This is a genomic window from Legionella qingyii, assembly GCF_003184185.1.
Genome location: NZ_QHJG01000008.1, coordinates 118300 through 130398 on the forward strand (window position 1 = coordinate 118300; position 12099 = coordinate 130398).

A 12099-nucleotide genomic window follows, 5' to 3' on the forward strand; every position below is an offset into this window, starting at 1 on the left:
GATAGGCATGGCAAAATTAATCAGTCAAATTAATACAAGCAGTCAAGAATTCAAGACAAACCAGGCAGCCATGCAAGCCTTGGTAGATGAGTTAAAAAGTCGAATTCAACATATTGCTCTAGGCGGCGACGAAAAAGCTCGAGCTCGTCATTTAAAACATGGTAAATTATTACCAAGAGAACGATTACAACAACTACTCGACCCAGGAAGCCCTTTTCTTGAACTTTCCCAGCTTGCAGCGTATCAAGTTTATGATGATGCAGTCCCCGCTGCAGGGATTATCACAGGAATTGGCTGGGTTTCAGGTATTGAATGTGTGATTGTAGTCAATGATGCCACTGTAAAAGGCGGCACTTATTATCCATTAACAGTAAAAAAACACTTAAGAGCCCAAGAAATCGCTCTAGCAAATCATTTGCCCTGCATTTATCTGGTCGATTCAGGAGGAGCTTATTTGCCCCATCAAGATGAAGTATTTCCTGATCGCGATCATTTCGGGCGAATATTTTACAATCAGGCTCAAATGTCTGCGCAAAATATTCCACAAATCGCAGTAGTTATGGGATCTTGTACAGCTGGTGGTGCATATGTACCAGCTATGGCTGATGAATCAATCATGGTGAAAAATCAGGCCACGATTTTTCTTGGCGGCCCACCTCTTGTCAAAGCAGCAACAGGTGAAGTCATCAGTGCCGAAGAATTAGGTGGTGCAGAAGTCCATTGTCGGCATTCGGGCGTAGCAGATCACTATGCAGAAAATGATGGCCATGCGCTTCATCTGGCACGAGTTTCTATTAGTCATTTGAACCGCAAAAAACCACATCAATTAATGCGCATAGATACGGTTGAACCACTTTATGACAGTAAGGAACTTAACGGTATAATACCTACTGATCCTCGAAAACCTTTTGATATTCGCGAAATTATTGCACGTATTGTTGATGGTTCCGAGTTTGATGAATTTAAAGCGCTTTTTGGTACAACGCTGGTTTGTGGCTTCGCCCATTTATATGGTTATCCTATAGGCATTATTGCAAATAATGGCATTTTATTTAGTGAAAGCGCATTGAAAGGAACTCACTTTATAGAACTTTGTTGCCAACGTAAAATTCCTTTACTTTTTCTGCAAAATATCACCGGTTTTATGGTTGGTTCTAAATATGAAGCCTCAGGTATTGCAAAACATGGCGCCAAAATGGTAACCGCTGTTGCCAATGCCAATGTTCCAAAATTTACTGTAATTGTTGGCGGTAGTTTTGGCGCGGGTAATTATGCCATGTGTGGACGCGCCTATAACCCTAATTTTCTTTGGTCTTGGCCTAACTCTCGTATTTCAGTTATGGGTGGAGAACAAGCCGCTAATGTATTAGCACAAGTGAATCGAGACAAATTGGCAAAACAAGGAAGCGATTGGCCCTTAGCTGAAGAAGAACGTTTTAAGGAGCAATTACGTTCTCAATATGAGATGCAGGGAAATCCTTATTATGCCAGTGCCCGATTATGGGACGACGGGGTCATTGCCCCCCAGGATACACGCAAAGTATTAGGTCTGGGTTTATCAGCAACATTAAATATCCCAATCGAGCCAACACGCTTTGGCGTATTTCGCATGTAAGGAGCATACAGGTGAGCGACTTGTTGTACGAAATTCATGAACACTTGTGTCTACTCACTCTAAATCGTGTGAGCAAGCATAATGCTTTTGATAATCAGCTTTTAGGAGAAATGCAACGTCAGCTTAATGCGGCTATTGCCGATTCTAATGTCCGAGTCATTATCCTTAAAGCCAATGGAAAACATTTTTCTGCAGGCGCTGATTTAGGCTGGATGCAAAACATGGCACGATATACTGAAGAAGAAAATCTAAAAGATGCCATGGTGCTTGGTAATCTAATGTACACTTTAAATAAAAGCCCCAAACCCACTTTAGCCATGGTCCATGGTTCTGCTTTTGGTGGTGGCGCAGGACTTGCTGCAGCATGTGATATTACTATCGCATCTCAATCAGCGCGCTTTTGTTTTTCAGAAGTTAAATTGGGTTTGATACCTGCAGTAATTAGTCCCTATGTAGTTCAAGCCATTGGAGAGCGTAGCGCTAAATCCTTATTCATGAGTGCTGAAATTTTTGATGCAGCCAAAGCGTTGTCGTTACATTTAGTACAACATTGTGTTGCTGAGGAACATTTGTTGGAATTCACGCTCAATTATGCAAAACAAATCAGCAACAATGCGCCCGAAGCGGTCAAAGCATCAAAACAACTGGCAAGCTATGTAGCAAATAAAACAATAAATGAGGAACTCGTCTATTACACTGCCTCTTTGATTGCTCAAAAAAGAGTATCTACTGAAGGACAACAAGGACTTAATGCATTTTTAAAGAAAGAAAAACCAAATTGGAGCTAGATATCTTGGGTCTCTGGTCGTTTATTGGTATAGCCTGGATGCAAAGAATTCAGACTACGTTAGATAATGAATGCGAGCTTATAAAAGTTAAATTAATGAGGCACTAATGTTTAATAAAATTCTTATTGCCAACCGCGGTGAAATTGCGTGCAGAATTATCAAAACTGCTCGTTCTATGGGCATACACACAGTGGCTATTTACTCCTCGGTTGATAAAGACAGTCTTCATGTACGCAGTGCTGACAGTGCATATTTTGTGGGTGATGCACCTGCTAAAGACAGCTATCTAAATATTGCTAATATTATTCATGTCGCCAAGGAATGTGGGGCACAAGCCATTCATCCTGGATATGGATTCTTATCTGAAAACCCCGAGTTTGCTAAAGCATGTAACGAAGCGGGTATTATTTTTATAGGCCCTTCTGTAAAAGCAATGGAGGCAATGGCATCAAAACAATTAGCCAAACAATTGCTGGAACGAACTAAAGTCCCTTTAACCCCGGGCTATCATGGCAGTGAACAGGCAGAAGACAAATTACTGGCTGAAGCAAAAAAAATAGGGTTTCCTGTCTTAATTAAAGCAGCCAATGGTGGTGGCGGTAAAGGAATGCGCGCAGTTCACCATGAATCAGAATTTAGTGCTGCCTTAGCTGGAGCAAAACGTGAATCCATGGCGAGTTTTGCTGATGACACCATGATTATAGAAAAATTGGTACTCCATCCTCGACATGTTGAATTACAAATCATGGCCGACAATCATGGCAATGTAGTTCATTTATTTGAGCGTGATTGTTCCATTCAACGTCGGCACCAAAAAATTATTGAAGAAGCTCCGGCGCCTAATTTATCTGCTTCATTGAGACAAAAACTCGCCGAAGCGGCTTGCGAAGTAGCACGGTCTATCAAATACAGCGGCGCAGGAACTGTTGAATTTTTAGTAGATGGCTCAGAACAATTCTATTTTATGGAAATGAATACTCGATTACAGGTGGAACACCCAGTAACTGAAATGATTACCGGGCTTGACTTAGTTGCCTGGCAATTGAAAATTGCGGCTAATGAAGCGTTACCTTTGCCACAAGATAAAATTCAAGCACAGGGTCATGCAATAGAATGTCGCATATATGCCGAGGATCCTCATCACGATTTTATTCCATCAATAGGACAAATCCACTTTCTGCAAGAATCCTCAGGGGATGGCATACGCATTGATACGGGGGTAGAACGTTCATCACAAATTACCATGTACTATGACCCAATGATTGCCAAGCTTATTGTGTGGGGAGCAAATCGTGATCAGGCACTATCCAGATTGGAACATGCCTTATCCCAGTATTTTATTGGTGGAGTAAAAACGAATATTCCGTTTTTACAAGCTATTTGCCAACACTCAAAATTCAGACGCGCGGAACTCAGTACTGATTTTTTAAGCAAAGAAGAAATTAAACTCCCAAGTCCAGATAGTGAAATCGCCCTACTCATGGCTGTAAGTTTTGATTATTTGCACAATGTGAATTCTTTTCAAGATCCATTATTACTAGAAACATTTTCCTGGCAATCTCAAATATCAAGTCATTGGATATGGCGCTATAAAGATAAGGATGAGGTGATTAAAGCATTTATCACTCCAATCAATAAAAATCATTTTAAGGTGCAATTTAAAACACAAGAACATTTGATCCATGCTCATTTAGTTGGCAATAAACTTCGTATTGAAACCAAGATACAAAATTATCACGCTACAATTGAAAATAAAAAGCAATCTCTAACCTTGTATACGAGCCAAGGGCAAATTACTATTGAACGGTTTAATTGGGAGACACTTGACACACAAACCACTGTTCATAAAGGGCAACTTACAGCACCAATGCCAGCTACTGTGGTCGCAGTTTTAAAAAATATTGGTGAAAAAGTGAAAGCAGGTGAGCGTTTAATTGTATTAGAAGCAATGAAAATGGAACATACCATTCATGCCCCGACTGATGGCATTTTATTGGATATATTCTATGCTGTAGGAGCGCAGGTAAATGAAGGAGAGGAATTACTGTCATTAAGTGAAGCAGATTCTTAAGTTAGGTGGTTACTAGTATCAAACGGGCTGAAGCCAAAATCACCAATGTTCGCATGTAATTACAGCTCTCCGCCAGCACGTACTACTGCCTTGGGAATATTAAAAGAGATAATTATGGACTATCCACAAAATGTAACCATTATAGAAGTAGGCCCTCGCGATGGCTTGCAAAATGAGTCTTCTTTTGTGTCGAGCAAACACAAAATTGAATTAATCAATTTGTTAAGTGAATCTGGCCTGCAATATATCGAAGTAACCAGTTTTGTATCTGCAAAAGCAATTCCACAGTTGGCAGACCATAATGAAGTATTTCGGGCTATAGACAAAGCACCATCCATTCATTATTCTGCGCTGGTTCCTAATGAACAGGGTATGCTCAAAGCATTAGAAGCAGGTGTTACAGAAATTGCTGTATTTACCGCAGCAAGCGAACAATTTAACCACCGAAATATTAATTGTTCAATTGAGGAAAGCATTTCTCGTTTTAAACCTGTCCTCGCTTTAGCCAAAGAGAGCCATATCAGAGTACGAGGCTATATTTCCTGTGTCCTTGGTTGTCCTTATGAAGGAAGTGTGGCTCCCGAAAAAGTAGTTGAGGTAACAAAAAGGTTATTAGACTTAGGTGTCGATGAAATCTCATTAGGCGATACGATTGGTGTTGGAACGCCACATCAAACCCATCTCTTGCTCGAACACGTGCTAAAACTGTTGCCGCTGCATCAATTAGCGATGCATTTTCATGACACTTATGGCCAGGCCATAGCTAATATTTATACTTCCTTACAGCATGGGGTCCACCGCTTTGATAGTTCAGTTGCAGGACTTGGTGGTTGTCCTTATGCGCGTGGAGCCAGCGGAAATGTTGCCACTGAAGACGTTTTATACTTAATGCACGGTCTAGGGATAAATACTGGGGTAGATATATTTAAGATTGTGGCGGCTGGCGACATGATCTGCAAGATATTAGGACGTAAAAATCAATCAAAAGTCGCAAATGCAATGTTGGCAAATCCCTGTACTTAGCACATTATCCAAATTACAACCACTTCTCTTAGACTATCTAAATTACATTGACCATAGCTGATATGAAGTATGAGAATTAACGTACAATCGTTTCAATAAATAAGAGAGAATGAAACATGAATGAAACCGTATGGAAGCCCAAACACCCTAAAGACAGTAGGATGTGGCAATTTATGGAGTTCGCTGCCAAAAAAAACGCCCAGATTTTTGAAAATTATCAAGATATGCATACCTGGTCCACCAAACATCCAGACTCTTTTTGGCCAACACTTTGTGATTTTTTTCATGTACAGTTTGATACAGAACCCTATCAAATCTTGAATCACTCTAAGAATGATCAAATGATAAATTCACATTGGTTCGCGGGCGCGCAATTTAATTTTGCTGAACAACTGTTATCGCGCAAAGACAAACATCCAGCCTTAATTAGTATTAATGAAGATAACGACAAACAAGTAATTAGCTATGAGCAATTATATGCACTTGTTGCACAATGCGCAGCAGGTTTAAAAGCTGTTGGAGTTACAGCTGGTGATAGAGTAGCTGCTTTAATGCCAAATACTTCGCAAACAATTATTGCCATGCTCGCTACTACCTCATTAGGAGCAATCTGGTCCTCTTGCTCACCCGATTTTGGCGCACAAGCTGCAATTGATCGACTGGGCCAAATTGATCCCAAGATATTGTTTATCTGTGATGGACATCAATATCAAGGCAAGAAACATAGTGGGATGGAAAAAATCAAACAACTTAACGATGCCATTCCCTCGCTCAAGCAAATCGTCATTTGCCCTAATATAAAAGAACCCATAGATAGTTCTGCATTTCCCAAAGCACAATATTGGAATGACTTTCTTCGTCCTGCAAGTCATTGTGAATTTGTTGCTTTACCCTTTGAGCATCCTGTCTACATTATGTTCTCATCAGGGACTACTGGAAAACCTAAATGCATTATCCACGGAGCAGGCGGAACCTTATTGCAGCATATAAAAGAATTAGGATTGCATACAGATTTGCGCCCTACTGACAACTTATGCTTTTATACTACGTGCGGATGGATGATGTGGAACTGGACCGTTTCTGCACTGGCATTAGGGACAACGCTTACCTTATATGAAGGCTCGCCTACCTACCCCGAAAATAATCGTTTATTTAAACTTATTGCTGAAGAGCAAGTGACTGTTTTTGGTACCAGTGCCAAATTCATTTCTTCAGTAGAAAAATCAGGAGTTAAACCTAAAGATGAATTTGATTTAAGTCATTTGCGCTGCATTCTCTCAACAGGTTCACCGCTTCTACCCAAAAACTATGATTACGTTTATGAGCAAATTAAAAATGATGTCCAGCTTTGTTCTATTTCAGGTGGCACAGATATCATTTCCTGTTTTGCCTTAGGTAATCCAATCCTCCCAATCTACAGAGGCGAATTACAATGTTTGGGTCTAGGTATGGCGGTTGAAGTTTTTAATGAGCAGGGGCAGTCCGTTCGTGAAGAACGAGGGGAATTAGTCTGTACCGCCCCCTTTCCATCCATGCCTGTAGGTTTTTGGAATGATCCTGATAGAACGGCTTATCAGCGTGCTTATTATGAGCGTTTTCCTGGAGTTTGGGCCCATGGTGATTTTGCTGAAATTACAGCCCATAATGGATTGATTATTTATGGACGATCCGATGCTGTTTTAAATCCAGGAGGAGTACGTATTGGTACTGCTGAAATTTACCGCCAAGTAGAAAAAATAGATGAAGTGGTTGATAGCATAGTGATTGGCCAAGATTGGCAAGATGATGTGCGTGTTGTTTTATTTGTTAAATTACGTGACAACTTGGAACTTACAGAAGAATTAATGAATAAAATACGTTTAACGATTCGTCATAATGCCTCACCAAGACACGTGCCAGCAAAAATAGTGCAAGTAGCAGATATCCCTCGCACAATCAGTGGCAAGATAGTCGAACTAGCTGTCCGACAAGTTGTTCATGGCTTACCTGTGAATAATTTACAATCTCTGGCAAATCCCCAAGCGCTAGATTATTTTAAAGATCGTGAAGAACTACAAAAATAAAAAATAGAGTGGATGCTTTGTAGTTTGGGTCGCGCAGCAAACCCCGGGGATGGTTGACTATGGATCCCGAGATTTGCTGCGCGGCCCCCAAGCTACTTTAATCACCAAGTCAATCGTTTATTCCGATTTACCTCAAAGTACCATTAAAATCAGGAACTCTACGTTGTTTATGCTCACAATTTGTGTATAATATTGAAATGGCGTCGATTTGAAATTCAGCTTGCGGACGCTCAAAAAAGGGTTCTTTTTTGAAAATACGGCTAAAGCGGATATGATTGCATTCCTCTAAGTCTCCCGCCCGCAGCATAATCTCAGGTTATAATAATGATTGAATTAAGTGGATTAACCAAATCCTTTTCGGGTAAACCTGTCCTACGTGACATTAATCTATTTATCCAAGAAGGTGAAATTTTCGGAATCATTGGAAAAAGTGGTGCAGGAAAATCAACCTTATTAAGATGTATTAATCTTCTAGAACGGCCCGATGAAGGCCATGTCATCCTTGATGGCCAAGATTTGACAAGTCTTTCAAGAAAGAGTTTAGCTCTAGCTCGCCACAAAATGGCAATGATTTTTCAGCAATTCAATTTACTCAACTCAAAAAATGTCTACGACAATATTGCGCTTCCTATGCGCATTCAGGGGATAGATGAAGAATCCATTCGTAATAAAATTGAAGACTTACTCCCCATTGTCGAGTTAACCGATAAAAAACTGGCCTATCCAGCCCAGCTGAGTGGAGGTCAAAAGCAACGAGTTGCTATAGCCCGTGCCTTAAGTTGCTCACCTAAAATTCTGCTTTGCGATGAAGCAACCTCAGCATTGGATCCAGAAACAACAGACTCAATTTTAGCTTTACTTAAAAAAATTAATGCACTTTATGGCATCACTATAGTGCTTATTACCCATGAAATGGATGTAGTAAAACGTATTTGCAACCGACTCGCAGTGATGGTCGATGGCGAACTGGCTGAAACTACTGCGCTGGCGAATGTATTTAATAAAAAAGACAGCCTGGCGCGAAGCATGCTCTATGCTCAGTTGAGTCCACAATTGCCTGATTGCCTCACCAAAAGACTTGCTGACTATGTGACCGACAAACCGTTACTGCGTCTGTTTTTTCAGGGGGAAGAAGCAACAGTACCATTTATTAGTCGAACAAGTCGTGAGTTAAATCTGGATATTAACATCTTACTCGCCAATATAGACCGTTACGATACAGTAACCTGTGGTGTTTTAGTTGTTGAATTAACTGCACATCAATTTTTACTCGAAGCATTCATTGAACGCTGTGAACAAGCCAAATTAACTGTGGAGGTTTTAGGTTATGTCCTTCCCAATGGCATATGATTTATTCATTGCAACAACTGAAACATTATATATGGTATCAGTCAGTACCTTATTTGCTGTACTACTCGGCTTACCCCTAGGAACCTGGCTCTACTCCTCCGGCCACATTAAGCCCATGCCGAAGGTGCATAAAGCATTATCAGGTCTGATTAACATGGCACGTTCCATACCTTTTATTATTTTATTGGTAGCGATCATTCCATTCACTCGGCTCATAGTCGGTACTTCGATCGGAATCAATGCTGCAATAGTGCCTCTTACTCTTGGTGCAATCCCCTTCTTTGCCAGACTGGTAGATAATGTTTATCGTAGTTTACCTTCAGGGCTTATTGAAACCGGTTATGCAATGGGCGCAAACACCAGACAGATTATTTTGCATATCTTGTTGCCAGAGGCCAAACCAGCATTAATTCATGCCATTACGGTGACAGCCATTACTTTAGTTAATTATTCAGCAATGGCAGGAACCGTTGGTGCCGGTGGTTTGGGTACATTGGCCATTAACTACGGTTATCAACGCTTTGATGCTGGAGTCATGATCGCTACAGTAATCATTTTAATTGTGATGGTACAACTAACCCAAATGGTCGGAGATTATCTGGCAAAACGTTTTTTACATAATTGATCTGAATCACTTTTTTGGAGTTTTAAATGCGGATTTTAGCTTATTGCGTTTTATTATTCAGCCTTGTTGCATGCAACAAGCCTTCACCGAATACTCTGGTAATAGGAACCATTGCGGGACCCGAAACAGAACTGGTTGAAACAGCACAAGAAGTAGCAAAAAATAAGTATGGCTTAAACATAAAAATTGTAACATTCAATGATTACAATTTACCTAATGAAGCATTACAGGATGGAAGCCTGGATGCGAATGTCTACCAACATTTGCCCTATCTTAATGCAGCGGTTAAAGCTCATGGCTATACCCTGGAAGCGATAGGCAGAACGTTTGTTTATCCCATGGGAATATATTCGAAAAAGTACAATGCATTAAACCAGTTACCAGAAAAAGCGATGATTGCCCTACCCAATGATCCCAGCAATGAAATGCGTGCCCTGCAACTATTGGAAAAAGCAAAATTAATTACATTGAAAACGACTCAAAATGCTGGCTTAAAAGATATTGCAACAAATCCACACAATCTGCAGTTCAAAGAAATGGATGCAGCACAATTACCCAGAGTCTTACCCGATGTGGATGCAGCAGTTATCAATACTACTTTTGCCTTACCTGCAGGATTGAATCCTTCTCACGATGCTCTATTTAGTGAGGACAAAGATTCACCCTATGCCAATATTATTGTTATTCGCAGTGGCTCTCCCAAAAAAGAACAATTGGAACTCTTTGTTAAAGCGTTAAACTCCGAGGAAGTCAAAGAAAAAGCTAAAACTTTATTTGGAGACTCAGCTATTCCAGCTTGGTAGAGTAACCTGGGTGCGCGCAATGAAACCCGTGGTCTGAATAAAATAACTGGACAGAACCCCGGATTTCACTGCGCGACACCAAATTAGGACTTTTAGATTTTTTCTTGATTTTCCAATCAAAACGCTACTCAGATCTTAATTCTATCTTAATGAAAAAGTGTTATACTTTATAAGAACTAAAGCTCTTGAGGTACAATCTATGCCTTCACACAGACAAGCGTTTTTTAATTTGCTTAACTCTCAATATAGGAAACGTCAATTCGCACCTGGAAAACTAGAAGAAATTTATCAACAGTATCGTGATGATATTACATTAACTCAAGATCTTACTTTTGGTTTACAGGCCTTTGAAGAGTATACCAATAAGCGAATCAAAGATCATAAAGGCTTTAAAATACAAATAGGCCCAGAAGAAGGCGACACTCTTGAGAAAGCACTTAAGGGCAGCGACTCTACTGCGAAAGATACAGTTAGAAATAAGCTCAATGAGGTATTTACTCCCGAAAAATTTTATGCACCTGCTCAAGAGAAGTATCAAGAATCAATTGAAGCCTTTAAAAAGCGAGTCAGTCAAGTTCCTGGATATTCAATCGAATTGCTTCGAGGAGAACTTGAAAAAATTAACCAGGATGCAAAAAATGCAATAATAGCCCAACAGAAAATGGAAGTGAAGCGACTTAAAGAAACTTTTGAGAACTCTGCATTCATGACTGATTTCAAAAACGCTTTAGGTAAAGACCCTGATGAAGCAGAAAAAGTAAAAAAGGAGTTAATAGCCGAATTAGAAAAAAAACATTCAGAACAACTCGGCGCCTTTAATAAGGTGACTCAAGAAAACCTTACAACACTCGACAAAGCATCCGCTCTTGAAAAAAAGCAGATCCTCTTTTCTGGCCAACTAGAAAGTTGGGCCAATCAACTTAGCCAAAAAGATAAAGACAAAATGCTGCTGGAAATGGAGCAAGCAAGGGAAAAAAATCGTGAACGACGTAATTTAACTCGGCCAGAGGAGTTAACAACTGGTACAATCGATGTTAAAGAAAAAACAATATCTACCATAAATCCAGAAGACTTAGAGTTTATCATTTCCTTATCAGGAGCGAAGATAAAACACACTAAGGGAAAAGAAAATGAGCCTGGTATTTGGAGTGTGGAGATGCCAGCCCGTATACTTTCTCCTTTTTACTATTTAAGCCGCCAAGAGAATCCTAAGGTAGATATGTTAACTATGGCTCAGGCTGTACGAGCCTCAGGATTTGACGCAATCACCTTAACCATTAACTTTGATGATCCGAAAACTCAAAAACAAAGAGCCAGACAAGCCTATGAAGCCGCGCTTGAAAGTGGTTTTGCGCCAGGGCCACTACCTGGAGAAGAGTCAAAAGGCGACAAAGCTGTAAAAGGTATTGTACTTAAAGATAGAGAAGGGAAAGAGATTGATCCCACAACACTCTTTACCCCCAGTGAATTGAAAGTACTTCATGAGCATGCGAAAGAACGACGTGATAAACTTGCAAAGTTACTCCAAAATGCCCCTAAGGAAACTGTGCCCGAAGAAACTTCCAAAAAATTTCGCTCTGAATTAGATGAGGGCAGAAATAAAATAAGGACAGATAAAGGCAAAAACGCAATTGATAAAGAGTTAGAACAACAACAAGAAGTAGAAATTAAAACAATTCTTAATAACCCTTAATTAAGAACTGACCTGGTCTTTCAGATTTTCTGTACTGATCAGACCAGGTACACGTCTTTGCCGTGTTC

The 12099-nt window shown here is 40.1% G+C and carries 9 protein-coding genes; all 9 read left to right on the top strand.

Annotation, left to right across the window (positions count from 1 at the left end; translation table 11 throughout):
* Positions 1-7: 7 nt before the first annotated feature.
* The 9 genes from DGG96_RS06565 to DGG96_RS06605 all read left to right on the top strand — a co-directional run bounded on the left by DGG96_RS06565 (position 8) and on the right by DGG96_RS06605 (position 12031).
* Positions 8-1615 carry a carboxyl transferase domain-containing protein gene (locus tag DGG96_RS06565; RefSeq protein ID WP_110141468.1) on the top strand — a complete coding sequence of 536 codons (1608 nt, stop codon included), beginning with the start codon at positions 8-10 and terminating at the stop codon, positions 1613-1615.
* A gap of 11 nt (positions 1616-1626) precedes the next feature.
* Positions 1627-2403 carry an enoyl-CoA hydratase-related protein gene (locus DGG96_RS06570; RefSeq protein WP_110141467.1) on the top strand — a complete coding sequence of 259 codons (777 nt, stop codon included), beginning with the start codon at positions 1627-1629 and terminating at the stop codon, positions 2401-2403.
* Between the two features lie 106 nt (positions 2404-2509).
* Entirely contained in the window at positions 2510-4474 is a 1965-nt protein-coding gene (locus DGG96_RS06575) for an acetyl/propionyl/methylcrotonyl-CoA carboxylase subunit alpha (protein WP_110141466.1), read from the top strand.
* Between the two features lie 114 nt (positions 4475-4588).
* On the top strand, positions 4589-5497 hold the full coding sequence (locus DGG96_RS06580; protein ID WP_110141465.1) for a hydroxymethylglutaryl-CoA lyase: 909 nt from the start codon (positions 4589-4591) through the stop codon (positions 5495-5497).
* Between the two features lie 116 nt (positions 5498-5613).
* Complete coding sequence (locus DGG96_RS06585; RefSeq protein ID WP_110141464.1) at positions 5614-7560, top strand: acetoacetate--CoA ligase; 1947 nt, start codon at positions 5614-5616, stop codon at positions 7558-7560.
* 324 nt (positions 7561-7884) lie between these two features.
* The gene (locus DGG96_RS06590) at positions 7885-8910 is read left to right on the top strand and encodes a methionine ABC transporter ATP-binding protein (RefSeq protein ID WP_110141463.1); all 1026 of its coding nucleotides are present in this window, start codon (positions 7885-7887) and stop codon (positions 8908-8910) included.
* A complete protein-coding gene (locus DGG96_RS06595; RefSeq protein ID WP_110141462.1) occupies positions 8888-9535 on the top strand; it encodes a methionine ABC transporter permease in 648 nt (215 codons plus the stop codon). The genes DGG96_RS06590 and DGG96_RS06595 overlap by 23 nt, the downstream gene beginning before the upstream one ends.
* 26 nt (positions 9536-9561) lie before the next feature.
* A complete protein-coding gene (locus DGG96_RS06600) occupies positions 9562-10338 on the top strand; it encodes a MetQ/NlpA family ABC transporter substrate-binding protein (protein ID WP_110141461.1) in 777 nt (258 codons plus the stop codon).
* Positions 10339-10537: 199 nt separating this feature from the next.
* Positions 10538-12031, top strand: a complete 1494-nt coding sequence (locus DGG96_RS06605) for a hypothetical protein (protein WP_110141460.1) — start codon at positions 10538-10540, stop codon at positions 12029-12031.
* Positions 12032-12099: the final 68 nt, after the last annotated feature.